The sequence below is a fragment of the Jiella pacifica genome, from assembly GCF_010500815.1.
GTDB classification, from domain to species: Bacteria; Pseudomonadota; Alphaproteobacteria; order Rhizobiales; family Rhizobiaceae; genus Jiella; species Jiella pacifica.
This window is the reverse complement of record NZ_JAAAMG010000006.1, coordinates 215711-241816: the sequence shown is the minus strand read 5'-3', so window position 1 is coordinate 241816 and position 26106 is coordinate 215711. Positions and strand designations below refer to the sequence as shown.

Below are 26106 nucleotides of genomic sequence, written 5' to 3'. Positions count from 1 at the left end.
CTTCGCCTCGAACGCTGCAGGCAGCAATTCATGGCCGGGGACCGCGCCTCTCGGTCCAGGCCGACAGGCGAGAAGCCAAGCCCGGCGTCGCGGCGAACCGTGCGAACTCTCCGGCTTCGATCCGCAGACCCTCCTCCATCGTCTGGTCGAGCCCGCGGGTGACTGCCGAGAGGATGCCCGCGAGCGCCGGCGAGGAATGGGCGAGAACCTGATCCACCATCGCAAAGGTCGCTTCCATCAGCTGCGAAGGTTCGACGACGTGATTGACGAGACCGATCCGACAGGCCGTTTCGGCATCGAACGGCATTCCGGTCAAAAGATGTTCCAGGGCTCGCTTGCGCCCGACGAGCCGTGGCAGGCGCTGGGTGCCGCCGAAGGTCGGCGGCATGCCGATGGCGACTTCCGGCTTGGCAAAGCGCGCATGGCTGCTCGCCACGGCGAGGTGGACGGCCTCGACGATCTCGCAACCGCCGCCATAGGCGAGGCCGTTGACGGCCACGACGACCGGCTTTGGGAAGGTTTCGAGGCGGCGGGTCATCGCCTGGCCGCGCCGCACGAAGTCGCGCATCGCCGCGTCGGGGCCCTCAGCCACGCTCGCGGCGAACTGCGGGATGTCCGCCCCGGCCGAAAACGCCCGGTCGCCGGCGCCGGTGATGACCACCGCCCTGAGACCGTCGTCGGCCTCGATGCGGTCGAGCAGGGCGCAGATCCGGTCGTTCGTCTCGTAGCTCAGCGCATTGAGCTTGTCCGGCCGGTTGAGGGTGAGGACGGCGATCTTTTCGCGCAGGGTCATCAGAACGGGGTCTGTCATGGCTCTCTCCAAAACGACGGCCGCTGCGCCCGGGCCGATCCCGGCGGGCGAGCCGTCATTGACGAGAGGCTAGGGGCCGCCGATGATCGGCGTAAACTCACTAGTGAGTATACAAGGAGGCCGGCGGTGAGCGAGGCGACCACGACGCGGGAGAAGATCCTCGATGCCGCGAACCGGCTGTTCTACGCCGAAGGGGTGCGGGCGGTGAGCGTGGACGCGGTGGCGGACGGGGCGGGGATCACCAAGAAGACGCTCTACTATCACTTCCGCAGCAAGGACGATCTGATCGCCGCCTATCTGGAGGCCCGCGACCAGCCGAACCTCGCTCTGTTCGCGCGCTGGTACGAAACCGCCGAGGGCGGCCCGGCCGACCGCACGGCGGCGATCTTCCAGAAGCTGGCGCGCAACGCCCGTCATCCGGAGTGGAAGGGCTGCGGGTTTTTGCGCACCGTCGCCGAACTCGCCGCCATGCCGGGGCACCCGGCCGTCGCGATCGGCGCGGCCCACAAGAAGAAGTTCGAGGCCTGGCTGTCGGGCCGCTACGCCGAGGCCGGTCTCGAGCGGCCCGAAGCGCTCGCAAGAAGTGTCGCCCTCCTGATGGAGGGGGCGTTCTCGGCCATGCTCATCCACCGCGATCCGAGCTATGCGGAGGCCGCCGGCGAGAGCGCGCGACTGCTGATCAAGGCATGAGGACGCGGCGCTTCAGCGCCGCGCGAACTCACCCGCCTGCCGCTTCGACGAAGGGAAACGAAAAAGGCCGACTCGCGGAGGAGCCGGCCTTTCTGGCTGGACCGCAGGTCGGCGCTTGTACGCCTTACGTATTCATCGAATCGAAGAAGTCGCCGTTGGTCTTGGTCTGCTTGAGCTTGTCGTTGAGGAACTCGATGGCGTCCGTCGTGCCCATGGACGACAGGATGCGGCGCAGGACGAAGATCTTCTGCAGTTCCTGACGCGGGACGAGGAGGTCCTCCTTGCGCGTGCCGGATTTGAGGATGTCCATCGCCGGATAGATGCGCTTGTCGGCGACCTTGCGGTCGAGCACGATTTCCGAGTTGCCGGTGCCCTTGAACTCTTCGAAGATGACCTCGTCCATGCGCGAGCCGGTGTCGATCAGGGCCGTCGCGATGATGGTCAGCGAGCCGCCTTCCTCGATGTTACGGGCCGCGCCGAAGAAGCGCTTCGGGCGCTGCAGGGCGTTGGCGTCGACGCCGCCGGTGAGCACCTTGCCCGAGGAGGGGACGGTGGTGTTGTAGGCGCGGCCGAGGCGGGTGATGGAATCCAAGAGGATGACCACGTCGCGGCCGTGCTCGACGAGGCGCTTGGCCTTTTCGATCACCATTTCGGCCACCGCCACGTGGCGCGTCGCCGGTTCGTCGAAAGTCGAGGAGACGACCTCGCCGCGCACCGAGCGCTGCATGTCGGTGACTTCCTCCGGTCGCTCGTCGATCAGGAGGACGATGAGATAGCACTCGGGATGGTTGGCGGTGATCGAATGGGCGATGTTCTGCAGGAGCACCGTCTTGCCGGTACGCGGCGGGGCGACGATGAGGGCGCGCTGGCCCTTGCCAAGCGGCGCGACGAGATCGATGACGCGGGCCGAGAGATCCTTCTTGGTGCCGGGATCCTCGAGCTCCATCTTGAAGCGCTCGTCGGGATAGAGCGGCGTCAGATTGTCGAAGTGGCTCTTGTAGCGGATCTTCTCGGGATCGTCGAAATTGATCGTGTTGACCTTGAGGAGGGCGAAGTAACGCTCGCCTTCCTTCGGGCTGCGGATCGGGCCTTCAACGGTGTCGCCGGTCTTCAGCTGGAATTTGCGGATCTGCGAGGGCGAGACGTAGATGTCGTCCGGCCCGGGCAGGTAGTTGGCCTCCGGCGAGCGCAGGAAGGCGAAGCCGTCCTGGAGGATCTCGACGACGCCCTCGCCGATGATCTCGACTTCCTGGGAAGCGAGCTGCTTCAAAATGGCGAATAGAAGCTCCTGCTTGCGCAGGACGGAGGCGTTCTCGACACCGTTCTCCTCGGCGAATGCGATGAGTTCGGGTGCGCTCTTGTTCTTCAGGTCCTGAAGTTTCATTCGGGGCTGATGCTCTTTGGCTGTCGGTCCGATGCCTGGGATCGGACGGGGCAGGTCGGGTGGGAAAGGAAAACGCTGCAGCCGAAAAGTGAAATCCGGCGAATGAGGGTGCCGATGAATGATCGACCCTCGGCCTTGGGAAAGGCACTAGCTTTCGCCGAGATATAGCCCCACGGCGGGGACGGCGCAAGAGGGTTCGAGGCGGCAAGCGGTTGCCGCCCCCAAAACTCCACTATGCCACCGGACGTCCCGGCGCCGGAACCGGCGCCGTCGAGACCGCGCGACGGCCTTCAGCCGCCGAAGGCGACGTAGAGCAGGCAGGCAAACGCGAAGCCGATCACGCCGATCAGCGTCTCCATCACCGTCCAGGTCTTCAGCGTCGTCTTAACGTCCATGTCCATGAAGCGGCCGACCAGCCAGAAGCCGGAATCGTTGACGTGGCTGAGCGCGAGCGATCCCGAGGCGAGCGCCACGACGATGGCGGCGAGGGGAAAGCCGGTGATCCCTTCGGCCTGGATTGCCGGCTGGATCAGCCCGGCGGCGGTGATCAGCGCCACGGTGGCCGAGCCCTGGGCCACCCGCAAGGCGAGGGCGATGACGAAGCCGGAGACGATCAGCGGCAGGCCGACGCCCGCCAGGGTGTCGGCCAGGGCGTCGCCGATGCCGGTCGCCTTGAGGACGCCGCCGAACATGCCGCCGGCGCCGGTGATCAGGATGATCGCGCAGACCGGGGCGAGGGCCGAATCGAGCAGGCTCTCCACCCGCAGCTTGTCGAGGCCGCGGCGCACGCCGAGGACGTAGCTTGCAACGAGGACCGCGATGAGAAGGGCGATCGGCGTCGCGCAGATGGCGCGCAGGAACTGGAACCAGCCGGCCTCCCCGTCGACGGCGCCGGCGGCCCGCGCCGCATCGAGGCCGGTGTTGACGAAGATGATGGCAAGCGGCAGCAGGAGCAGCAGGATGACGGTCGAAGGCTTCGGCGGCTCGGCCATGTCCTCTTCGCGTTCGCCGCCGGAGAGGAAGTCCGGCACCTTGAGGACGAATTTCGACCCCGACCAGATGCCGTAGAGATAGCCGGCGAGGAACCAGGTCGGAATGGCGACGATCAGCCCGACGATGGTCAGGATGCCGATGTCGGCGCCGAGCAGTTCGGCGCTGGCGACGGGGCCGGGATGGGGCGGCACGAAGGCGTGCATGCAGGAAAACGCGCCGGCGACCGGCAGGCCGTAGCGCAGGACGCCGCCGCCGAGCCGGCGCGCCACCGAAAAGACGATCGGCAGCATGACGACGAGGCCGGCGTCGAAGAAGATCGGGAAGCCGAAGATCAGCGCGGCGATGCCGAGGGCGAGCGGCGCCCGCTCTTCGCCGAATTTCGCGATCATCGCGTCGGACAGCGTCTGGGCGCCGCCGGAGACCTCGACCAGTCGGCCGAGCATCGCTCCGAAGCCGACGAGCAGCGCGACCGAGGCGAGCGTCGAGCCGAAGCCGTCGGTCAGGACGTCGAGCACGGCGCCCGATGGCAGCCCGGCGACGAAGGCGGTGATCAGGCTGACCACCACCAGCGCGATGAAGGCGTGGACGCGGAACTGGATGATGAGAACGAGGAGGAGCACGATGGCTCCGGCGGCGATCGCCAGGAGCGTCCCGGCGCCCAGCGTCTGTTGAAATCCCTCCGGCACGCGGCTTACTCCATTCGATTGGGGATCGGGCTGTTCGAACGACGTCGCCGGACGGCGGCGCAAGGCGTTTCGTCAGGCGTCGAGGCCGAGCTTGGAGAGGATGGTGCGCACGACCTCGTCGGGCGGCGCCACGACGGGCACGGTGATGCCGTCTTCATCGGGCTGCAGCGGCTGGAAATCGGCAAATTGCGATTGGAGCAGCGACTTCGGCATGTAGTGGCCCTTGCGCTTGTCGAGCCGGGTGGCGACCAGATCGGGATCGGCTTCGAGCGCGACGCAGCGCACCCGGGCATCGGCCTGGCGCAGGACGTCGCGGTAGCTGCGCTTCAGGGCCGAACAGGTCAACACCGTCGAGGCGCCGCTCTTCGCCTCGCGGCTGATCCAGTCGCGGATCGCTTCCAGCCAGGGCGCGCGGTCCTCGTCGTTGAGAGGCACGCCATTGGTCATCTTTTCGATGTTGGCCTTGGGATGGAACTCGTCCGCCTCGGCGAAGGGCCAGCCCAGCCGGGCGGCGATCAGCTCCGCCGTCGTCGACTTGCCGACGCCGGATGGTCCCATGATGACCAGGGCCGTCGGTCTCGCGGCATCGTCCATCGGCATCTCCATCGCTCACGCGTCGGCCTGCGGGCCGATCTCAGTGGCGGTGAATATAAGAGCATGATGCCGAATGGAAATGCAGTCGAGGCTGAACGTCGCGCAGCCCTGTCCGTATGCCGACGTGGCGAGGAATTCTTCGTCCGCTGGCGATGCGAAAACGCCGGCCTGAGGCCGGCGTCGCTTGGAATCGGGCATTGGCGAGGCCGCTGCCGTGACGGGCCGTGATGCGTCAGGTGGAGTGGCGGATGCCGGGGATCATGCGTTTCAACGCTGGCGAACGGAACCAGAAATGCTGGGCAAGAGCGCCGACGACGTGAAGACCGATGACGGCCAGCAACGGGTTCCAGAGAAAGGCGTGATAGCCGGCGATGTCGTCATTGCCGGTGAACCAGGCGACGAGCCCGAGGACCGGCATGAGGAAGAGGAGGGCGTAGAGCAGGAAGTGCGTCACCTTGGCGAGCATCACGGCCCATTGCGCCTCGTCGGCGTCGAGGGGCGGGCGGCCGTGGGTGAAGCGGTCGATGAGCCGCATGGCCGCGGCGACGAGGATGAGCGTTCCGATGACGATGTGGCTGTAGCCGAGCACGGTGGTCGTCTGATTGACGGCCTCGCCTTCCAGGGTGGCGTCCCAGAACTCGGCCATGAACTCACCCTGGATCCACTGGCAAACGATCAGGACGACGATGGACCAGTGGAGGAAGACGTTGAGCCGGCTCCATGCGGCGGGACGGGCGGATGCGGACATGGCGAGCTCCAGGCGAGATGGATTTTCACCGGTGTGCGCCGGTTTCCTGTGCCGGAGCATTGCCGCGACTATACGGTTGCGTAATTGCGGCTCGCGCTTTCAGCGCAGGGTGACGAGCCAGGCGCCGAGCGCGATGAGGGCGATGCCGGCCCAGTTCACGGGCGCCAGCTTCTCGCCGAGAAAAACCACGCCGAAGATGGCGACGAGGACGATCGAGAGCTTGTCGATCGGCGCGACGCGGGCGGCGTCGCCGAGCTTGAGCGCTCGGAAATAGCACAGCCACGAGGCTCCGGTCGCAAGGCCGGAGAGAGCGAGGAAGACCAGCGAGCGGCCGGGCAGCGAGGCCGGCGAGCGCCATTGCTTCGTGACGGCGACGATCGCCGCGAGGAGCGCCACCACGACGAAGGTGCGCAGCAGCGTTGCGAGATCGGACGGGACGTCCGACACGCCGACCTTGGCGAGGATCGCCGTCAGCGCGGCGAAGACGGCGGCAAGCAGCGCCCAGAACTGCCAGGCGCCGATGATGGTCGCAGACATCGCTCGACCCTCTGGATTTCAGTCGCTTCGATTCACCCGCTCGCCGCAATCGGCATCTCGGTTCGTATGCGCAGGCCCGGCCGGTTGTCGAGAGCCATCGCCGTGCCACCGTGCAGCTCCGCGATGGCGGCGACGAGGGCGAGGCCGAGACCGCTGCCGGGCGTCGTGCGGCTCTGGTCGAGCCGGTAGAGCCGGCGGAAGATCTTCGCCCGCTCGGCCTCCGGCACGCCCGGCCCGTCGTCCGCGACGTCGAGATGGATGCGGCCCCCGACCCGCCGCAGCGTGATTTCGATGCGGCCCGGGGCCGGCACGTGGTTGATGGCATTCTCGATCAGATTGGCGAGAAGCTGGGTCAGCAGTTCCTCATCGCCTTCGACGCTGACTTGGTCGAGTTCGCGGGCGACCAGGTGGTGGCCGGCGTCCGCGGCGACATCCTCGTAGACCTCGGCGGTCCGCTCGACGAGCGCCGCGAGGTCGATCGGGCGAAAGCGCGAGCGGCGGGTGCCGGCCTCGATCTGGGCGATCCGCAGCAAGGCGTGGAAGGTGGCGATGGCCGCGTCGCTCTCCTCGATGGCGGCGTCGATCGCCGCCTCGTATTCCTCCGCCGCGCGCGGCTTGCGGCGCACCGCGTCGAGGCGCTGGCGCAGCCGCGCGAGCGGCGTGCGAAGGTCGTGGGCGATGTCCGTCGAGACCTGCTTGAGGCTGTCGAGCAGCATCTCGATGCGCGCCAGCATGGCATTGATGTCGGCGGCCAGCCGGTCGAGCTCGTCGCCGCGCCGCGACACCGGCAGGCGAAGGTCGAACCGGCCCTCGACGATCTGCCGGGTGGTCAGAGCGATCGCGTCGACCCGGCGGGTCGGCCCGCGCGACACCAGGAAGCCGCCGAGAAGGGCGAGGGCGGCGGTGACGAGGCCGCCGATCCACATGGCCGAGAGGATGATCTCCTGGGTCTCGTCGAGGATGTGGGAATTGCGCCCGAGCATCACCCGGTAGGGGCCGATCTCTTCGCCGAGCGCGAGAAAGATCACCTCGTGGTCGTCATTGTGGGAAGCGGCCGCCGCAAGGTCCGGCGAGGATGCGAGCGTCGTGCGGGCCAGCCTGCCGTCCTGCCAGCCGGGCCGCCAGAGCCCGGGCGGCACGTTGCCGAAGAGCCTTGCGCCGGCGCCGTCCAGAACGAGGAAGAAACGGTCCTCGGAGGCCGCCTCGGCGAGTTCGCCGAGGTCCTCCTGCAGGGCTTCGACGCCCCCCGCCGCATTCGTCCGCTCCAGGCGCTCCATGTCCTCGAGGATCTGCGCGCGCAGGGTGCTCGCCAACTCGCCCGAGGCGATCACATAGGTCGTGCCGAGGATCGCCAGGACGGAGACGACGAAGAAGCCGGTATAGATCAGCGCGACGCGAAACGAGATCGAGCGCAGCTCTTGCGGCCAGATCATTCAGGCCGGCACGTTCAGGACGTAGCCCGAACCGCGGACGGTGCGGATCATCTCGCCGGTGAAAGGCTTGTCGAGCTTGGAGCGCAGGCGGCTGACATGGGTCTCGACGACGTTGGTCTTCGGGTCGAAGTGAAAATCCCAGACCCGCTCGAGCAGCATCGTGCGGGTGAGCACCCGGCCGCGGTTGCGCATCATGTATTCCAGGAGCCGGAACTCGCGCGGCTGCAACTCGATATCCCGGCCGTCGCGCTTCACCGTGCGGGCGATGAGGTTCATCTCGAGATCGCCGACCTTGAGGACGGTCTCCTCGCGCCTGAGCGGCGAGCGGCGGGCCAGGGCATTCAGCCGCGCCATCAATTCGGAAAAGGCGAAGGGCTTCACCAGATAGTCGTCGGCGCCCGCCTCCAGACCCTCGACCCGGTCGTCGAGGCCGGACACCGAGGTCAGGAAGATCACCGGCGTGTCCCGGCCCGAGGAGCGCAGGGCCCTGACGATCGACAGGCCGTCGAGGGCGGGCAGCATCCGGTCGACGACGACGGCGTCGTAGTCGCGCGTGCAGGCGAGCTCCAGGCCGATGGGCCCGGAGGCGGCGTGATCGGGATCGTGGCCCTCTTCCTTCAGGCCGAGGACGACGTAGTCGGCGGTGGAGGCGTCGTCCTCGATGACGAGAACCTTCATTCGCTGTTCTCTCCCCCGGCGGGATGCTTCGACGCGTCCATCTGTTGCACGAAATCGTCGAAGGCTCGATCCATAGCCGCAGTTTCGCTGAGCAGCCAGGGAAAATGGCCGTAGGCGAAGGACAGCTGGCCGCGTGCCACGTCGGCCGGCCGGCCGGCGATGGCATAGTCGTAGATCGCGCTGGCGAGCCCCGAGCGATCCGCGCCGCCCATGCAGTGGATCAGCAGCGGCTTCGGTGCGTCGCGCATCGCGGCCTCGATCCGCCGCAAGGTGGAAAGGCTCGGCTGCCGGCGCGCCGAGATGCCGATGTTGATTTCCTTCACCCCGTTCTCATCCGCCACCAGCACCTCGTCGCGATACCATTGCTCGTCGGGGTTCACGCCTCTGAGGTTGATGATGGAGCGGATGTGCCTGTCGTCGATCAGGCGCTGCAGCGCCGCCGGCCCCAACTGCCCCGAGCGATAGACGCGGTCGGGTTCGACGGTGTGGACGTTGCCGGTGGCTCGCAGGTAGCCGGCATAGCCGGCGGCCGGTGCCACGAGGATCGCGAGGGCGAGAAGGCCGCGGCGGAGGATCTGGGGAAGGGGAGGCATCGGCGCTGGCCCGTCGAGAGGATCGTTCTCTCCGGGCTAGCGCCGTTCTCATGCCGGCAGATTGCCGCTTCTATACGGTTTCGTATCCTCCAGCCCCGAAGCGTCTTCGAGCCGGGCCGAGCAGGGGCCGCACGAGGCGTGGACCCTCGTCAGACGAAGGCGCCGTGGCAGTGCTTGAACTTCTTGCCCGAGCCGCAGGGGCAGGCCTCGTTGCGGCCGACCCGGCCCCAGGTCTCCGGGGCGTTCGGATCGAGGGTGGAGCGGTCGCCGGGCTCGCCGAGAGCACTGGTGGGGTAATAGCCCGAGCCCATCTCGTCAAAGCCGGTGTCGGGATCGAGATGATGACCCTCGACCTCCGGGACTTCCGGCATCTCATGGGCTTCCGGCTGGACGAGCTCGACCCGCATCAGCTGCCGGGTGGTGCGCTCGCGCAGGTTCCCGAGCATCGACTGGAAGAGCTCGAAGGCCTCGGACTTGTACTCGTTCAAGGGATCGCGCTGGGCATAGCCCCGGAAGCCGACCACCGAGCGCAGATGGTCGAGATTGACCAGATGCTCGCGCCACAGCCCGTCGAGGGTCTGCAGGACGATCGAGCGCTGCACGTAGGTCATCACCTCCGGCCCGAAACGCTCGGCCTTCTGCTTCACCGACTCGTCGGCAGCAGCGGTGATGCGCTCGCGCACGTCGGCGTCGTCGATGCCTTCCTCGGCCGCCCAATCGGGGATCGGCAGGTCGAGATTGAGGACGTCCTCCACCTCGGCCTTGAGCTCGGCCGTCGACCATTGCTCGGGATAGGCCTTCTCGGGGATGTGTTTCGCGACCAGACCCTCGATCGTCTCCTCGCGCATGTCGGCGATGGTCTCGTCGAGCTCCTCGGCATCCATCAGCTCGAGCCGCTGATCGAAGATGACGCGACGCTGGTCGTTCATCACGTCGTCGTATTTCAGGAGGTTCTTGCGGATGTCGAAGTTGCGCGCCTCGACCTTCTTCTGGGCCCGCTCCAGCGCCTTGTTGATCCAGGGATGGACGATTGCCTCGTCCTCCTTGAGGCCGAGCTTGGTCAGCATCGAATCCATCCGTTCGGATCCGAAGATCCGCATCAGATCGTCCTGGAGCGACAGGTAGAACTTCGAACGGCCGGGATCGCCCTGGCGGCCCGAGCGGCCGCGCAGCTGGTTGTCGATGCGCCGCGATTCATGGCGCTCGGTGGCGAGCACGTAGAGGCCGCCGGCCTCCAGCGCGATCGCCTTGAGGCGCTTGATGTCGGCACGGATCGCGTCTTCCTTGGCCTTGCGCTCCGGCCCTTCGGGCATGTCGGCGAGCTCGCGCTCGATCCGCATGTCGGCATTGCCGCCGAGCTGGATGTCGGTGCCGCGGCCGGCCATGTTGGTGGCGATGGTGACGGCGCCGGGAACGCCCGCCTGGGAGACGATGTAGGCTTCCTGCTCGTGATAGCGGGCGTTCAGCACCTGGAAGTTCTTCAGGCCCTCCCGGCGCATGAGATCGGCCAGAAGCTCCGACTTCTCGATCGAGGTGGTGCCGACGAGGATCGGCTGGCCGCGCGAGGCGGCGTCCTGGATCTCCTTGACGATCGCCCGGAACTTCTCCTCGAAGGTCCGGTAGACCTCGTCGTCCTCGTCGAGGCGCTGGATCGGCAGGTTGGTCGGGATCTCGATGACGTCGAGGCCGTAGATGTCGCCGAATTCGGCGGCTTCCGTCTGTGCCGTGCCGGTCATGCCGGACAGCTTCTTGTACATGCGGAAGTAGTTCTGGAAGGTGATCGAGGCGAAGGTCTGGTTTTCGGGCTGGACGGTGACGCCTTCCTTGGCCTCCAGCGCCTGGTGCAGCCCTTCCGAATAGCGCCGGCCGGGCATCATGCGGCCGGTGAACTCGTCGATCAGGACGATCTCGTCGCCGCGGACGATGTAGTCCTTGTCGCGCTGGAACAGGGCATGGGCCTTGAGCGCATTGTTGACGTGGTGGACGATCGTGACGTTCTCGATGTCGTAGAGCGAGGGACCGTGCAGGTGGCCGGCCGCTTCGAGCATGCGTTCGAGCTTTTCCGTGCCGTCCTCGGTGAAGGTCACCGTCCGCTGCTTCTCGTCGAGGTCGTAGTCGGCCTTGTCGAGCAGCGGGATGAAGCCGTCGATGGTCTTGTAGAGGTCGGACCGGTCGTCCAGCGGGCCGGAGATGATCAGCGGCGTGCGGGCCTCGTCGATGAGGATCGAATCCACCTCGTCGACGATGGCGTAGTGGTGGCCGCGCTGGACCATCTGGCCGCGCTCGTACTTCATGTTGTCGCGCAGATAGTCGAAGCCGAGCTCGTTGTTCGTCGCGTAGGTGACGTCGCAATGATAGGCGGCGCGGCGCTGCTCGTCCGAGATCCCGTGGACGATGACGCCGACTGACAGGCCGAGGAAGCGATAGACGCGGCCCATCCACTCGGAATCGCGCGAGGCGAGATAGTCGTTGACGGTGACGACGTGGACGCCCTTGCCCTCGAGCGCATTGAGATAGACGGCGAGGGTGGCGACAAGGGTCTTGCCCTCGCCGGTCTTCATCTCGGCGATGGAGCCCTGGTTGAGCACCATGCCGCCGATCAGCTGCACGTCGAAATGCCGCATGCCGAGGACCCGCTTGGCCGCTTCCCGGACGACGGCGAAGGCGGGCACCAGGAGATCGTCGAGCTTCTTGCCGCCGGCGAGCTCGGCCCTGAAGGCCTCGGTCTTGCCGCGCAATTGATCGTCGGAGAGCGCCGCCATCTCGTCTTCGAGGGCGGCGATCGCCTGGATGCGGGACTGGAAGCGCTTGACGACGCGATCGTTCGACGATCCCAGCAACTTCCGGGCAAGCCCGCCAAAACTGACCATGAAAGGGTCCTTCCGAGTAATTCTATGAGAGGCGGCGGCACCGCTCGAACGCCGGCCGCGGCCGCCATCCCGTTCGATCCTGGCGATGTCGGGAGCCTGCAATCTCAGCGGAAGGCGGCTGGACTTTCAGTTGGCGCGAGAGATAAGAGGGGGAAAATCCGATGTCAACGCCGGCCGATGCCGACGTGGCGGGTTGGTGGCCGGCTGAGGGCCCGAAGAGTGCGGCATGCCGAAGGCCGGTTCGATCCGTTTCATCTCATGTCCCTGGAAGGAACGCTCTCGATGGTAAGACAACTCGCCGCCCTGCTTTCGGCAGGCGTGATCATGCTCGCTGCCGGCCAGGTCGCGGGGGCTGCCGACGCCGACGTGATCGCCAAGATCGGCAAGAACGAGGTCACCGAGGCCGAGCTGAAGGCCGCCGAGGCCGAGCTCGGCCCGCAGTTCCAGTCGATGCCGGAGGAGCGCCGGCGCTTCGCCGTCCTGTCCGCGCTGATCGACATCAAGGCCCTCGCCGCCGAGGCCGAGAAGGCCAAGATCGGCGACGACCCGGCCGTTTCCGCACAGCTTCAGTTCGAGCGCGACCGCACGCTGCACAACGCCTATTTCGCCAAGAACGGCGTCGCGAACGTTGCCGAGGACGAGCTGAAGGCCCGCTACGACAGGGAAATCGCCGCGATGCCGCCGCGCAAGGAGGTGCATGCGCGGCACATCCTCCTGAAGACCAAGGAAGAGGCCGAAGCGGTCATCAAGGAGCTCGAGGGCGGCGCCGCCTTCGAGACCGTCGCCAAGGAGAAGTCGACCGGCCCGTCCGGTCCCGACGGCGGCGACCTCGGCTTCTTCGGACCCGGCCAGATGGTGCCGGCCTTCGAGAAAGCCGCCTTCGCCCTGAAGCCCGGCGAATACACCAAGGAGCCGGTCGAGACGCAGTTCGGCTGGCACGTGATCGAGGTCGAGGAAACCCGCGACGCGCCGGCGCCGGAGTTCGACCAGGTCAAGGACCAGCTGCGCCAGCTCGTGCTGCGCGAGAAATACATGACGATGGTCGGCAAGGCCCGCCAACAGCTCGGCGTCGAATACGTCGATCCGAAGATCAAGGCCCAGGTCGACGCGATCGAGAAGGAAATCGAGGGCGGCGAGCCCGCAGCCGGCGGCACGGGCTCGGCGAACTGATCGGCGAGGGCGGGGCCGGCGCTCCACCCGTCCCCGCCCGCACCTTCGAGACGAGCGCCTCGGTTGCCCTCCGGCTGCCGGGCGCCCGCAGACCTCGTGCCCGTTGTCAGGAAATCTCGCGATGACCCACACCGTCTCCCCGCTCGCGCCGGCGGCCTTTGCCGCCCTTCCGGCGATCCCCGGCCTTCGCATCGCCACCGCCGAGGCCGGCATCAAGTACAAGAACCGCACCGACCTCCTGATGATGGTGTTCGACCGGCCGGCGAGCGTCGCCGGCGTCTTCACCCGGTCGAAATGTCCTTCCGCGCCCGTCGACCTCTGCCGGACGAATCTTGCCGGCGGCACGGCCCGGGCCCTTGTCGTCAATTCCGGCAACGCCAACGCCTTCACCGGCAAGCGCGGGCGTGAATCGACCAGGGCGACCGCCGAGGCGGCGGCCAAGGCGGCGTGCTGCGAGCCTTCCGAGGTGTTCCTCGCCTCCACCGGTGTCATCGGCGAGCCGCTCGATGCAGGCCGCTTCGCCCATCTCCTTTCGGGCCTTGCCGGCTCCGCCGAGGAAGACCGCTGGCGGGCGGCGGCCGAAGCGATCATGACGACCGACACCTATCCCAAGGTGGCGACCGCGACGGCGGCGATCGACGGCGTCGACGTGACGATCAACGGCATCGCCAAGGGCGCCGGGATGATCGCGCCGGACATGGCGACGATGCTGTCCTTCCTTGCCACCGACGCTGCGATCGCCGCGCCGGCGCTGCAGGCGATGCTGCGGGAGGCGGTCGAGCCGAGCTTCAATTCCGTCACTGTCGACAGCGACACCTCGACCTCCGACACGCTTCTGTTCTTCGCCACGGGGGATGCGCGCGATCGCGGCTGCCCGGAAATCTCCGACGCGGCCGATCCGCGCCTCGAAGCCTTCCGCGCGGCGCTCGGCGCGCTTCTCCTCGATCTCGCCCGGCAGGTGGCGCGGGACGGCGAGGGGGCGCGCAAGGAGATCATCGTCACCGTCGAGGGCGCGGCGAGCGATGCGGCGGCCAAGCGGATCGCCCTGTCGATCGCCAATTCGCCGCTGGTCAAGACGGCAGTCGCCGGCGAGGACGCCAATTGGGGCCGGGTGGTGATGGCCGTCGGCAAGGCCGGCGAGGAGGCCGACCGCGATCGTCTGGCGATCCATTTCGGCGAAGTGCGCGTCGCCGTCGACGGGGAGCGCGACCCGGACTATTCCGAACAGGCCGCCTCCGCCGTCATGCAGCGGGCCGAAATCCCCATCAAGGTGGAACTCGGGCTCGGCAGCGGCCGCTGGACGGTCTATGGCTGCGACCTCACCAAGGAGTATGTCGCGATCAATGGCGATTACCGAAGCTGACAAGATGCGGCAGTTCGCGGTCGTCCGACGCCTCGAGGCGGCCGGCTTCCGGGCCTGGCCGGCGACGCGGACCGCCTTCGACGGCACCTGGGCGGTGCGGCTGACCCGGTCGTTTCCGGCCAAGCGGCTGAACTCGATCAACCCGCTCGATCCCTCCGACACCACCGACATCCCCGAACGCCTCGCCCGGGCGAGAAAAACCTTTGCCGAGGCGGGGCGGACGGTGATCGTGCGCCAGTCGCCGCTGGCGCCGCGCGAACTCGTCGATCATCTCGACGCCGAGGGCTGGCAGCGTTTCGGCGAATCGATCGTCATGACCGCCGACATGGCGACGATCGATCTCGAGGGGTCGCACGAGCGGATCCCGATCCGCGACAGCACCCGCTATCTCGAGGCGAGTCTGGCCGTCCACGGCCGCCCGGCCTCGCTGCGCTCCGGGCTCGCCGAGATCCTCGCGGCCATCCGCCCGCCCTGCGGCATGTTCGTCTGCGAAAGCGGCGAGGGCCGGCCGATCGCCGTGGCGCTGGCCATCCAGGACAACGACCTCTGCGGCCTGCTCGACGTCGCCGTCGCCCCGGACCACCAGCGCCGGGGGATCGGCCTCGATCTGGTGCGCACGGCCCTGCGCTTTTCCATGCACAAGGGCGCCAAGACCGGCTGGGTGCAGGTCGAGGCGGACAACGAGGCGGGCCTCGCCCTTTACGGCAGGCTCGGCTTCAAGGAGGCCTATCGCTACGTCTACCGGGCGCCGCCGGGAGAACGGCCGTGAGCGGCGAGGCGAGCGGTCAGGCGCCGGGCCGGCGTCTCCTCCTCGTCGTCGCCTGCGCGCTTCTCGATGCCGACGGCCGCGTCCTCATCGCCCAGCGGCCCGAGGGCAAGTCGCTTGCCGGGCTGTGGGAGTTTCCCGGCGGCAAGGTGGAGGCGGGTGAATCGCCCGAGGCGGCGTTGATCCGCGAGCTTGCCGAGGAACTCGGCATCGTCACGTGGGAAAGCTGTCTGGCGCCGCTGACCTTCGCCAGCCATGCCTATGAGGACTTTCATCTCGTCATGCCGCTGTTCGTCTGCCGGCGGTACGAGGGAATCCCGGCTGCCCGTGAGGGCCAGGCGCTGAAATGGGCTCGGCCGAAAGCCTTGCGGGACTATCCGATGCCGCCGGCCGACGCGCCGCTGATCGCCCACCTGATCGACCTCGTCGAGCCGGGCCGCTGAGGCGATCATTCCCTGTGCGATGACCAGCGTCGTCGCAGGTCGGGGCTCCCCGGCGCGGCCGCAATTTTGTCCTCCCGCATTTGCGGCCATCGGCATCATCGTGCCGCCGCCTTCGGGCGAGAGGTGAAGCAAGTATTTACCTTGGGGAAAGAATGCGTTGCGATGGCCTTAACCCCGAGGGGTCGGCTTAAGCAGTTGTTCAGCCTTCCTTGCCAGAGTCCTGGGACAAAGGTCCTGAGGTGATGGAATGACCGTGGGTGAACCTCTTCGAGAGGCAGACGTCTATGACGGCGGCTTGCCGGATCGCCTGTCGCCGTCCTCCGGCTCGCTGCTCGTGCGGGCCACGCTGCTGTTTGCAGGGGTTTTCGTGGCGCTGGCGCTGATCATCGTGCCCATCGCCGATCGCGGGACGGCGACGCGTTTGGCTGCGGGCGCCCCCGACCTCGACATGATGACCACCGGCTCGATCACGGCCGCGCCGCGTCAATACACCATCCATCGCAGCGTCCTGCAGGCGCCGGGCAGCGCCCCGTGCATCCTGTTCGCCGACAGCAGTCGCCAGGGATCGTGCTGATGGGCCCGCACATCGCGGTTTCGCCCCGGGCGATGGCGAGTCTGCGCCGCTTCGGCGCCAGCGAGAGCGGCGCGACGGCGATCGAATACAGCATCATCGGCGTCGTCATGGCGATCGGCATTCTCGCCGCCTTCCCACTGCTCAAGGAACCGCTGGAAACAGTTGCCACCTTCATCGGCGATTCGATGAGCAAGTGAGGGCCCGCTTCGGGCTTTCCCGGTCTTCGATCGAGTGAAGCGACGGCGGGTGAAATCCATGCCTGTCGGCAATCATCAGGAGAGATCCGACGAGCGGTCCTTCAGCGCCGCCGCGAGGCTCGCCTTGGCGCTTCCGGGGCGCAGCGGCTTCTGCTGGCTTTCATGCGGCGCCCATCCTGACAGATAGAGCACGTCGAAGCTGGCGCGGATGCGCCCGTCCGGATCGGCGTAGCGTTCGGCGTAGATCTCGGCCGCCCGCACGAAGAACCGGCGGCTGGCCGGCCGGCGCGAGCGCTCTCTCAGGACGTTGGCCGCGCCCATGGCGCGAAGGTCCCTCGCCAGGTCGAACAGGGTATCGTAGCGCACCGTCAGCCGCTCGATGTCTGCAACCGGAAGGGCAAAGCCGGCGCGCTGCAGCAGCGCCCCCGCCTCGCGCACCTCGGCGAAGGGCAGCACCCGCGGCGAAACGCCGCCGAACACCTCGCTCTCCGCCTGAAGCAGGGACGCGCGCAACTCGTGCAAGGTCTCCCCGCCAAGGAGCGCGGCGGTAAACAGCCCGTCCGGCCGCAGCGCCCGGCGGATCTGCGCCAGCATTCCCGGCACGTCGTTGACGAACTGCATCGACAGGCAGGAGGCGACGAGATCGACGCTTTCGGGTCCGAGCGGCAGGAATTCCTCGTCGCCGACGACGGCGAGCGGGTCGTCGCCGAGGAGAAAGCCGAGGCGCTCGATCCGAATGACGCTGTCGCAGCGCCCGCCGGCCTGCATCCGCTCGGCCATCTCGCCGAAGGTGCCACCGAGATCGACGGCGACTTGAAAGCGTCGTTCGACGATGGCGAGCCGGTCGGAGAGCTCGTCGGCGGCGGCCTTGATGAGGAAGTCGACGCCTGGCTGACGATTTTTCTCCAGCCAGCGTTGCCGCCTTCGGTCGAGAAGCGCACGGTCGAAAGGGATCGGCTGTGGGGATTGTGACATGACGTTACGTTTCGCTCGTCGCTGATGCCGTCTTGACGGCGATAGCTGTCTGCAGGTGGAATGGCGTCAAGGCAAGGCATGGAGGATGCGTGGCGACCGGTGGCCACGCCGGGCGGTGGCGAAAAGCGGCCGTCGTGCCAGTGGATCGAAGACGATGCACCTTTTCAAGCGTGGAAGGGCGGCGATCAGCAGCTCCCTCGGGCGGCTGCTGTTTCCGGCGGTCTGCGCCGGCTGCCAGAGCGCCGTGACGCGGGCGGGCAGCGTCTGCCCGGAATGCTGGGCGAAGCTGCGCTTCATCGAGCGGCCCTATTGCGAGGTGCTCGGCCTCCCGTTCTCCTACGACCTCGGCAAGGGCTTCCTCTCCGCCGAGGCGATCGCCGAGCCGCCGCCCTTCGCCCGGCTAAGGGCCGCCGTCCTCTATCAGGACCTCGCCTCCCATCTCGTCACCGCGCTGAAATATGGCGATCGCACCGACCTCGTGCCGCTGATGGCCGGCTGGATGCGCCGGGCCGGGTCGGAGCTTCTCACCGAGGCCGACGTCGTCGTGCCGGTGCCGCTGCATGCCGGGCGCTTGTGGCGGCGGCGCTTCAACCAGTCGGCAGAACTCGGCCGGCACGTTGCCAAGCATTCCGGTGTCGCCTTCGCGCCGCTGGCGCTGAAGCGGGTGAAGGCGACGCGTAGCCAGGTGGGCCTCGGCCAGAAGCAGCGCCAGGAGAACGTCCGCGGCGCCTTTCGCGTCGCCGATCCGCGTCGCTTCGAGATCGAGGGGCGGCGGGTGCTTCTGATCGACGACGTCTATACGACCGGCGCGACGGCGGCGAGCGCAACGAGAGCCCTCAAGCGGGCGGGCGCCCGGGACGTCGATATTCTGGTCTTCGCCCGGGTGGGACCCGGCCTTTCCTCCGCACTTGCGAGTGGAACCGCCTGAGGCCATATCCTCCGGACGGTTTTTTGAGATGACAGGAATGGGTTCATGGCCGAGGTGACGATCTACACGCGGCAGTTCTGCGGCTTTTGCACGCGGGCGAAACAGCTTCTCGAAACGAAGGGCGTCGATTACGAAGAGAAGGATGCGACGTCGTCGCCGGATCTGCGCGCCGAGATGCGCCAGCGGGCGAATGGCGGCTCGACCTTCCCGCAGATCTTCGTCGGCGACACCCATGTCGGCGGCTGTGACGAACTCTATGCCCTCGACCGGGCCGGCAAGCTCGATCCGTTGCTGGCGGCCTGACGCCGGCACTCGCATGGCCCGACGACTTTTGGAGACGAGACATTGACCCTCTTTCGCGCCGCCGTCCTGCAGATGCGTTCGTCCACCCGGCCGGAGGAGAACGTTGCGGCGTTTTCGGCCCTCGTGGAAGAGGCCGTTGCGGCGGGGGCGGACTATGTCCAGTCGCCGGAAATGACCGGCATGGTCTGCCGCGACCGGGCGACGCTGATGGAGCGGCTGCGGCCGGAGAGCGAAGATCCCCTGCTGGCCGAGGCGGCTCGGCTTGCGGCCTATCACCGGATCCACGTCCATGTCGGCTCGACGGCGGTGCCGCTGGGTGACGGGCGGGTGGGAAACCGCGCCTTCCTGTTCGGCCCGGACGGCGGAAAGATCGCCACCTACGACAAGATCCACATGTTCGACGTCGATCTCGACAATGGCGAGAGCTGGCGGGAATCGCGCACCTATCGGCCCGGCGAGACGGCCACGGTGGCCGATGTCGCGTTCGAGAGCGGACACGCCAAGCTCGGCTTCGCCGTCTGCTACGACATGCGCTTTCCCCATCTCTTCCGGGAAGAGGCGCTGGCCGGCGCCGAGATCCTCACCGCGCCGGCGGCCTTCACCCGGCAGACCGGGGAGGCGCATTGGCATGTCCTCCTGCGCGCCCGGGCGATCGAGAACGGCGCCTTCGTCGTTGCCGCGGCGCAGGGCGGCCTGCACGAGGACGGCCGCGAGACATACGGGCATTCGCTGATCGTCGATCCCTGGGGCCGGGTGATCGCCGAGGTCGACGGCGACGAGCCGGGGATCGCCATCGCCGAGATCGACACGTCCGCCGTTTCCGCCGCCCGCGCGAAAATCCCCAATCTGCAGAATGCCCGGCCGTTTTCCGTCGGGGAGCAGAGCGGCGCGGTGGTGCGCGTCACCGGCGCCGTGGCGGCCGAATAATGATCCATTTCGCCCTGCGCTGTCGCCCCACCGGCCACGACTTCGACGGCTGGTTTCGCTCCAACAACGATTTCGACCGCCAGGCCGCGGCCGGCCTCGTCGAATGCCCGGTCTGCGGCACCAGCGACGTCGCCAAGGCACTGATGCGGCCGGCGATCGCGACGGGAAGCCCGGAGCGCCACGCCGGCGCCGCGCGTGCGGAAGCTCTGGCCGAAACGGCGGGAGAGCGGGGAGGCGCTTCGGCCGGCTCTGCACCCGTCGCTCCTGCGGCAGCCCCGCAGGCGCCACAGACGCTGGCCAACCTTTCGGCCGCCCACCCGGAGGTGGCGAAGGCCTTCGCCGCCCTGCAGGAGATCTCGCGCAAGGTCCGGGCCGAGGCCGATTATGTCGGCACGAAATTCGCTGAGGAAGCGCGGCGGATCCATTACGGCGAGAGCGAGGCCCGGCAGATCTACGGCGAGGCCTCGAAGAAGGACGTCGAGGGCCTGCAGGAAGAAGGCATCACCGCCCTCATGCTGATGCCGCTGCCCGAAGACGGGCAGTAGATCCCGGGTCGATCCGGCTGTTTCCATCCCTCGGTCGGATCGCTGCAGCGGGCGGTGGGCCGTCTCGGCGACTTGCCGGTGCGTCGCAAATTCGCGTAGCGGGTGGGCAGGCGGCCGTTGGGCCTTGTCTTTGCCGCCTTTCCCGACTAACAGGGCAGCCCATCCAAGGAGCTTTTGCCGTCGGTCTTGCCGGATGCCCTCGTCGAGGTTCCGGTCGCGACCGCCATGGCGAGACAGGCCCGGCACTGCCGGGCACCGGCGCCTTCCGGTTCGAGACCGGCCGGCGTCGAAATTTTGAAACGAACGTCATGACGCGCGGTCCGACCACCGCTGCAGCGATCGATCGCCGCGCGCTCGCCGCTTCTTCCGTCGGCGGGACGGCGGCAGCTGCCTTCGGGTCTGCGAGGCTCCGCCTCGGCAAGGCCCGCGTCATCCTGTGATCTGACGCCCGTCGCCGGTCTCGGCGCCGTGGGCGTCGAAACGAGAAAGCAACGGGGTTCCATCATGGCCCGCTCATCATCGTCATCCCCCTCCCAGCGCATGCTCTCCGTCGGCGAGAAGGTCCGCCACGCGCTGACCGAGGTCTTCCAGCGGGGCGAGATCCTCGATCCCCTGCTCGAGAAGGCGTTGGTCTCGGTCTCGGAGGTGCGCATGTCGCCGGATCTGAAGATCGCGACGGCTTATGTGACCGTGCTCGGCCAGGAGGACACCAAACCCTTCGTCGAGGCGCTCAACAAGAACGCCAAGTTCATCCGGGGCCGCCTCGCACCGGCGCTGAAGCAGATGAAATACATGCCGGAGGTGCGGTTTCGCACCGACACCTCCTTCGACAATTTTGCCCGGATCGACGCCATCCTGAAGTCACCCGAGGTCCAGCGCGACCTCGATCACGACGAGGAAAAGGCACCGGGCGACGACGTGAACGGAGAGAAGAACTGATGGCGCGGCGCGGCAAGAAGCCGAAGGGACGGCCGATCAACGGCTGGATCGTCCTCGACAAGCCGAAGGGCATGGGCTCGACCGATGCGGTGGGCAAGCTGAAATGGCTGTTCTTCGCCCAGAAGGCCGGCCATGCCGGCACGCTCGATCCGCTCGCCTCGGGCATGCTGCCGATCGCGCTGGGCGATGCGACCAAGACCGTCCCCTTCGTCATGGACGGGCGCAAGGTCTATCGCTTTTCCGTGCGCTGGGGCGCCGAGACGACCACCGACGACACCGAAGGGCCGGTGACGAAGTCGTCCGAGGACCGGCCGAGCCGCGAGGCGATCGAGGCCCTTCTGCCGAACTATATCGGCGAGATCACCCAGGTGCCGCCGAACTTCTCGGCGGTGAAGATCGCCGGCGAGCGCGCCTATGACCTGGCCCGCGAAGGCGAGGTCGTCGAAATCGCGCCGCGCACGGTCGAGGTCCTGCGGCTCGAGATCGTCGATCAGCCGGATGCGGACACGACCGTGTTCGAGGCCGAATGCGGCAAGGGCACCTATGTGCGCGCCATCGCCCGCGATCTCGGCCGCGATCTCGGCTGCTTCGGCCATGTGACCGAGCTACGCCGCACCTCGGTCGGCGCCTTCGGCGAGGACGACATGGTGCCGCTGGACGAGCTTCTGGAGGCGGCCGAAGAGGGCCTCGAAGTGCTCGACGAAGCGGCGATCGAATCCGGCGCCAAGGCCCGCGTCGTCGATTTCAAGCCGCTCGACGAATACATCATCGCCCCGGAAGCGGCGCTCGCCGACCTTTACGAGGTGATGCTGACCGACGAGCAGGCGAGCCGCGTCCTCGCCGGCAATCCGGTGATCCTGCGGGGCCGCGATGCGCCGGTGTTCTGCGAGGAGGCGTTCGCCACCGGCCACGGCCGGCTGATCGCACTCGGCGCCGTCGAGGAGGGCGCCTTCAAGCCCAAGCGGGTGTTCGGCGGCAAGGGCTGATCGCTGCGGATCGCCGCGGCCTGTCGCGGTATCGGGAACGTCTTCGCGCCTTCTTCCTTTCCAACCTCGGGTGCAGGGCGCCCGGAGCTGAAGGAACGGGCGTAGGGCGCTGATGATCGATCTGACCGGGCACAGGAAACGCAAGCGCAAGCGCGCCGAACGGGCCAAACGCTCGGCCGTCGGCGCGCCGCCCGGTGAACTCGTCGCCGATCCGGAGGCGTCAAAGTCGCGACTGACCGCCATTGGTCTCGGCGGCGGCGAGGCCGAGCGGCTCGAGGGCTGTACGCTGGAGGAGGCGCTGGCGCTGCGCCAGCGCCGTGCGAAGCTCTGGCTGGACTGCACCGGCCTTGCGGACGTCGATCTCGTCCGCCGCATCGGCGAGGCCTTCGGCCTGCATCCGCTGACGCTCGAAGACGTCGTCAACACCGACCAGCGGCCGAAATGCGAGGCCTACGAGGCCTATGCCTTCGTCGTCCTGCGCATGCTGTCGGGCGAGGACAGCGAGCAGCTGTCGCTGTTCTTCGGCGAAGGCTTCGTCGTCACCTTTCAGGAGCGGCCGGGCGACGCCTTCGATCCGGTGCGGCGGCGGATCGACAGGGGCGCGCCGCGGCTTCATGCGGGCGGGGCGGACTATCTCGCCTATGCGCTGATCGATGCCGTCGTCGACGCCTATTTCCCGGTCGTCGACCAGCACGGGGCGCGCCTCGATGCGATCGAGGAGGCGATCTTCGAGGATGTCGACGCGGTGCAGGTGCCGGAGCTTCACGCCATGCGCCGCGAGCTCTTCACCATGCGCCGCTATCTTCGGCCAACCCGCGACGCCCTCGGCGTCATTCTGCGGCTGGAGCGGCCGTTCCTGTCCGAGGAGACGCGGCTCTATTTCGCCGACGTCCAGGACCACTGCGACCAGCTCGTCGATCTCAACGACACCTACCGGGAAACCGCCGGCGGCATGATCGATCTGCACATGACCCTGTCGGCCGCCAGGACCAACGAGGTGATCAATCTCCTCACCATCGTCTCGACCATCTTCATCCCGCTCGGCTTTCTCGCCGGGCTCTGGGGGATGAACTTCAATCCCGAGATTTCCGACTGGAACATGCCGCTTACCCAGTCGCCCTACGGCTATCCCGTCGCGATCGCCATCATGGCGGCGATCGCCGGCGGACTTCTCCTGGTCTTCCGCAAGAAACGCTGGATCTGAACCATGCTCGCCAGGGATGCCAAGGCCGTCCTCGCCAATCTCGCCCGCAAGCAGGCGGTGCAGACAGAGCCGCGTGACGAGGCGCAGAAGCTCGCCCAGGCGCGGGCGATGACGGGCTCGCTGACGGACTATTCCGGCGCGGCGCCGGCGGGGGTCGCGAGCGAGGACGCCGCGGTCAAGGGGCCGGCGGGACCGATCCCGGTGCGCTTTTACCGGCCGGGCGGGAGCGCGCGGGCGATGCTGATCTGGTATCACGGCGGCGGGGCGATGGCGGGCTCGCTCGACAGCCACGACGTCGCGCTGCGGCAGCTCTGCGCGGCCACCGGCCGGCTCGTCGCCTCGGTCGGCTATCGGCTGGCGCCCGAAAACGTCTCGCCGGCGCCGCAGGAGGATTGCATCGCCGCGACGAAGGCCTTGATGGCGCGGGCGGGCGAGCTTGGCTGCGATCCGGCGCGGATCGCCATCGGCGGCGATTCCATCGGCGGGCTGTTCTCGGCGGTGGTGGCGCTGGCGCTGCGGGATGCCGGCGCGCCGATGCCAGCTAGACTGGTGATGCTCTATCCCAACACCGACCTTCGCCCGGACCGCCCCTTCGCCTCGCTGCAGACGGAGGCGGGCCATGTCATGACCGAGGCCTCGCTCGCCTACGAGAACGCGCTGTTCGTGCCGGAGCCGGAAGATCGTGCCGACCCGATCGTCTCGCCGCTGCTGTCGCCGGACCTGTCGGGCCTGCCGCCGACGCTTCTCGTCACCTGCGAGCACGACCCGTTGCGCGACGAGGGCGAGGCATTCGTTGCAAGGCTCGGCGAGGCGGGCGTTGCGGTGACCTCTCGCCGCTTCGACGGGATGATCCACGGCTTCCTGCAGATGGATGGCTGGATCGATGCCGCGAGGGATCTGCGCAGGGCGGTGGCCGAGTTTCTCGACTGAGCGTGCCGGGACGGCAGCCGAGAAGCGGGCAGGCGGCATCTCGGCCCGGCGGGCGCTAGGCTGGAGCCGTGAGTCCTGCATGCCAATTATGCATTTGACTATCGATTGTGCATTTTGGAATGTTTGCGTGCGACGCCGTCCGCTTACCGGATGGCCCAAGGCCCATCAAATTCGCGTTTTCACGATGGCCTCGCCCGGCTTCGGGGTTTGGCACATTCCTTGAATATCCAAATCGCGTTACCCTGTGGACGTTCGTCCCGCGTGGGCAACGGTTCAACACGGCGTCTCAGGCGATGCCGCCCAAGGTTCGAGGTGAACATGAAAATCGTGATGGCGATCATCAAGCCATTCAAGCTGGACGAGGTGCGCGAAGCGCTGACCGGCGTTGGAATTCAGGGGCTGACCGTCACCGAGGTCAAGGGCTATGGCCGCCAGAAGGGGCACACCGAAATCTATCGCGGCACCGAATATGCCGTCAGCTTCCTGCCCAAGCTGAAGATCGAGGTCGCGGTTCCGCTCGACATGGTCGACCGGGCGGTCGACGCGATCCAGCAGGCCGCCAAGACCGGGCAGATCGGCGACGGCAAGATCTTCGTCTTCGGCATCGATCAGGCCGTCCGCATCCGCACCGGCGAGACCAACGCCGACGCGCTCTGACAGATCGCCGTCGTCCGGAACAGGACGACGCTGCGGAAGCCTGCGCGCGCACCCCGTTCGGCGTTCGTCCGTCCAAAAAATGCCGCCTGACGGCCACCCCGATCGCTGATGCGCCGGGCGGCCGCCGGCGGCATTCTTGTATCGAGCCTGCGCGTCGGTTGAGCCTTCGCCCTTTTGCGCCGGTCAAAGCCCGGGAGCCGACGGCACTGGTCAGGCGAGAAACCTGTCCTACGGACAATCTTTTACGATTTCTTCAACCAAGATAGGTTTCGTTAACCATACATTGAGGGTTTGCGATCGATAACAAACGTGAACGGTCGAATTGCCGATGGGTTTCACGGGAGTTATCGGATGAGCCTTGCACGTATCGCGGTGATAGGTGTGGCGACGGTCGCCGCCATCGGCGCCGGTCTGCTGGCAATGAGCCTCTCCCAGACGGAACCACAGGAGCCGGTCATCATTTCCGCGGCTCCGGCTCAGCCGCCGATCCGGCTCGTCGACGTCCTGGTCACCAAGGACGGGGTGCCGATGGGCTCCGCCGTCACCGGAACGCTCGGCTGGCAGAAATGGCCGGAGGACGGAATCGGCCCCGACCTGATCCTGAAATCGGCAAAGCCCAACGCGGTCAACGACCTCAACGGGGCGATCGCCCGCCAGTCCTTCTTCGCCGGCGAGCCGGTGCGCGAGTCCAAGCTCATCCAGGCCGATCGCGGCTTCCTGTCGGCCATTCTCGACGAAGGCAAGCGGGCGGTGGCGGTGCGCATTTCGGCCGAAACCGCCGCCGGCGGCTTCATCCTGCCGAACGACCACGTCGACGTCATCATGACCCGCCGCGCCGACGACGGCGGCGGCCAGAACCAGCGGATCTCCACCGAGACGGTGCTGCGCAACCTGCGTGTCCTCGCCATCGACCAGTCGGTGCAGGAACAGGACGGGCAGAAGGTCGTCGTCGGGCAAACTGCGACGCTCGAAGTCGATCCCTCCCAGGCCGAGGCCCTGACGGCCGCCCAGCAGATCGCCGACCGTCTGGTGCTGTCGCTGCGCTCGCTGGCCGACTCGGTTCCGGGCTCACCCGGCTATGCCCGCTTCCTGCTCGAGCAGGAGAAGGCCCAACGCAACAAGATCCGCGTCGTGCGCTATGGCCGCATCGACGACGTCACCACGACGCAGTGAGGGTGAGAC

29 protein-coding genes are annotated in these 26106 nt (G+C 67.4%); 18 read left to right on the top strand and 11 right to left on the bottom strand.

All coding sequences use genetic code 11. The features are described from left to right. Positions 1-28: 28 nt before the first annotated feature. Complete coding sequence (locus GTK09_RS10070; RefSeq protein WP_163463018.1) at positions 29-811, bottom strand: crotonase/enoyl-CoA hydratase family protein; 783 nt, start codon at positions 809-811, stop codon at positions 29-31. A gap of 126 nt (positions 812-937) precedes the next feature. Here GTK09_RS10070 and GTK09_RS10065 point away from each other — a divergent pair, with 126 nt between their 5' ends. Further along, positions 938-1501, top strand: coding sequence for a TetR/AcrR family transcriptional regulator (locus GTK09_RS10065; protein ID WP_163463017.1), 564 nt, complete (start codon positions 938-940; stop codon positions 1499-1501). 124 nt (positions 1502-1625) lie between these two features. Here the strand turns inward: GTK09_RS10065 and rho are convergent, their stop codons facing one another. From rho to secA, 9 genes are all read right to left on the bottom strand, one after another. Further along, the gene (gene rho / locus GTK09_RS10060) at positions 1626-2885 is read right to left on the bottom strand and encodes a transcription termination factor Rho (RefSeq protein ID WP_163463016.1); all 1260 of its coding nucleotides are present in this window, start codon (positions 2883-2885) and stop codon (positions 1626-1628) included. 290 nt (positions 2886-3175) lie between these two features. Continuing rightward, positions 3176-4564, bottom strand: coding sequence for a GntP family permease (locus GTK09_RS10055; RefSeq protein WP_312869764.1), 1389 nt, complete (start codon positions 4562-4564; stop codon positions 3176-3178). 72 nt (positions 4565-4636) lie between these two features. Continuing rightward, a complete protein-coding gene (locus tag GTK09_RS10050) occupies positions 4637-5158 on the bottom strand; it encodes a gluconokinase (protein ID WP_246217813.1) in 522 nt (173 codons plus the stop codon). Positions 5159-5390: 232 nt separating this feature from the next. Further along, the gene (locus tag GTK09_RS10045) at positions 5391-5906 is read right to left on the bottom strand and encodes a cytochrome b (RefSeq protein ID WP_163463015.1); all 516 of its coding nucleotides are present in this window, start codon (positions 5904-5906) and stop codon (positions 5391-5393) included. A 99-nt stretch (positions 5907-6005) separates the two neighbouring features. Beyond that, the gene (locus tag GTK09_RS10040) at positions 6006-6443 is read right to left on the bottom strand and encodes an EamA family transporter (RefSeq protein WP_203560957.1); all 438 of its coding nucleotides are present in this window, start codon (positions 6441-6443) and stop codon (positions 6006-6008) included. Positions 6444-6475: 32 nt separating this feature from the next. Then, positions 6476-7876: a sensor histidine kinase gene (locus GTK09_RS10035; RefSeq protein ID WP_163463014.1), complete on the bottom strand. Its 1401-nt coding sequence runs from the start codon at positions 7874-7876 to the stop codon at positions 6476-6478. Then, positions 7877-8554 carry a response regulator transcription factor gene (locus GTK09_RS10030; protein WP_163463013.1) on the bottom strand — a complete coding sequence of 226 codons (678 nt, stop codon included), beginning with the start codon at positions 8552-8554 and terminating at the stop codon, positions 7877-7879. After that, entirely contained in the window at positions 8551-9147 is a 597-nt protein-coding gene (locus GTK09_RS10025; RefSeq protein WP_163463012.1) for a tyrosine-protein phosphatase, read from the bottom strand. The genes GTK09_RS10030 and GTK09_RS10025 overlap by 4 nt, the downstream gene beginning before the upstream one ends. Positions 9148-9296: 149 nt before the next feature. After that, positions 9297-12017 (bottom strand): preprotein translocase subunit SecA, encoded by a 2721-nt coding sequence (gene secA / locus GTK09_RS10020; protein ID WP_163463011.1) that lies wholly within the window; start codon positions 12015-12017, stop codon positions 9297-9299. A 282-nt stretch (positions 12018-12299) separates the two neighbouring features. Here secA and GTK09_RS10015 point away from each other — a divergent pair, with 282 nt between their 5' ends. The 6 genes from GTK09_RS10015 (at position 12300) to GTK09_RS09990 (ending at position 16530) form a co-directional block, all read left to right on the top strand. Next, entirely contained in the window at positions 12300-13187 is an 888-nt protein-coding gene (locus GTK09_RS10015; protein WP_246217812.1) for a peptidylprolyl isomerase, read from the top strand. A gap of 121 nt (positions 13188-13308) precedes the next feature. Further along, on the top strand, positions 13309-14550 hold the full coding sequence (argJ, locus tag GTK09_RS10010) for a bifunctional glutamate N-acetyltransferase/amino-acid acetyltransferase ArgJ (RefSeq protein WP_163463009.1): 1242 nt from the start codon (positions 13309-13311) through the stop codon (positions 14548-14550). Beyond that, entirely contained in the window at positions 14531-15319 is a 789-nt protein-coding gene (locus GTK09_RS10005; protein ID WP_246217811.1) for a GNAT family N-acetyltransferase, read from the top strand. Before argJ ends, GTK09_RS10005 begins: the two co-directional genes overlap by 20 nt. Next, positions 15316-15759, top strand: coding sequence for a (deoxy)nucleoside triphosphate pyrophosphohydrolase (locus GTK09_RS10000; RefSeq protein WP_163463007.1), 444 nt, complete (start codon positions 15316-15318; stop codon positions 15757-15759). Before GTK09_RS10005 ends, GTK09_RS10000 begins: the two co-directional genes overlap by 4 nt. A 253-nt stretch (positions 15760-16012) precedes the next feature. Next, positions 16013-16333: a hypothetical protein gene (locus GTK09_RS09995; protein ID WP_163463006.1), complete on the top strand. Its 321-nt coding sequence runs from the start codon at positions 16013-16015 to the stop codon at positions 16331-16333. After that, the gene (locus GTK09_RS09990; protein WP_246217810.1) at positions 16333-16530 is read left to right on the top strand and encodes a Flp family type IVb pilin; all 198 of its coding nucleotides are present in this window, start codon (positions 16333-16335) and stop codon (positions 16528-16530) included. The genes GTK09_RS09995 and GTK09_RS09990 overlap by 1 nt, the downstream gene beginning before the upstream one ends. A 75-nt stretch (positions 16531-16605) precedes the next feature. Here GTK09_RS09990 and GTK09_RS09985 read toward each other — a convergent pair whose 3' ends face one another. Next, positions 16606-17505 (bottom strand): methyltransferase domain-containing protein, encoded by a 900-nt coding sequence (locus GTK09_RS09985; protein ID WP_163463005.1) that lies wholly within the window; start codon positions 17503-17505, stop codon positions 16606-16608. A gap of 154 nt (positions 17506-17659) precedes the next feature. On the opposite strand from GTK09_RS09985, the gene GTK09_RS09980 reads away from it, so the two are divergent. From GTK09_RS09980 to cpaB, 11 genes are all read left to right on the top strand, one after another. After that, positions 17660-18433, top strand: a complete 774-nt coding sequence (locus tag GTK09_RS09980) for a ComF family protein (RefSeq protein WP_163463004.1) — start codon at positions 17660-17662, stop codon at positions 18431-18433. Positions 18434-18478: 45 nt separating this feature from the next. After that, on the top strand, positions 18479-18736 hold the full coding sequence (grxC, locus tag GTK09_RS09975; protein WP_163463003.1) for a glutaredoxin 3: 258 nt from the start codon (positions 18479-18481) through the stop codon (positions 18734-18736). 42 nt (positions 18737-18778) lie between these two features. After that, complete coding sequence (locus GTK09_RS09970) at positions 18779-19663, top strand: carbon-nitrogen hydrolase family protein (RefSeq protein ID WP_163463002.1); 885 nt, start codon at positions 18779-18781, stop codon at positions 19661-19663. Next, positions 19663-20208, top strand: coding sequence for a DUF1178 family protein (locus GTK09_RS09965; protein WP_163463001.1), 546 nt, complete (start codon positions 19663-19665; stop codon positions 20206-20208). The genes GTK09_RS09970 and GTK09_RS09965 overlap by 1 nt, the downstream gene beginning before the upstream one ends. 308 nt (positions 20209-20516) lie before the next feature. Next, positions 20517-20648: a hypothetical protein gene (locus GTK09_RS27790; RefSeq protein ID WP_281353355.1), complete on the top strand. Its 132-nt coding sequence runs from the start codon at positions 20517-20519 to the stop codon at positions 20646-20648. A gap of 64 nt (positions 20649-20712) precedes the next feature. Further along, entirely contained in the window at positions 20713-21147 is a 435-nt protein-coding gene (gene rbfA, locus GTK09_RS09960; protein WP_163463000.1) for a 30S ribosome-binding factor RbfA, read from the top strand. Next, entirely contained in the window at positions 21147-22133 is a 987-nt protein-coding gene (gene truB / locus GTK09_RS09955; protein ID WP_163462999.1) for a tRNA pseudouridine(55) synthase TruB, read from the top strand. The genes rbfA and truB overlap by 1 nt, the downstream gene beginning before the upstream one ends. Positions 22134-22245: 112 nt before the next feature. After that, a complete protein-coding gene (gene corA / locus GTK09_RS09950; RefSeq protein WP_163462998.1) occupies positions 22246-23337 on the top strand; it encodes a magnesium/cobalt transporter CorA in 1092 nt (363 codons plus the stop codon). 3 nt (positions 23338-23340) lie between these two features. Beyond that, a complete protein-coding gene (locus tag GTK09_RS09945; protein WP_163462997.1) occupies positions 23341-24267 on the top strand; it encodes an alpha/beta hydrolase in 927 nt (308 codons plus the stop codon). Between the two features lie 318 nt (positions 24268-24585). Then, on the top strand, positions 24586-24924 hold the full coding sequence (locus GTK09_RS09940) for a P-II family nitrogen regulator (protein ID WP_163462996.1): 339 nt from the start codon (positions 24586-24588) through the stop codon (positions 24922-24924). A gap of 351 nt (positions 24925-25275) precedes the next feature. Beyond that, positions 25276-26097, top strand: coding sequence for a Flp pilus assembly protein CpaB (gene cpaB, locus GTK09_RS09935; RefSeq protein WP_163462995.1), 822 nt, complete (start codon positions 25276-25278; stop codon positions 26095-26097). Positions 26098-26106 lie beyond the last annotated feature (9 nt).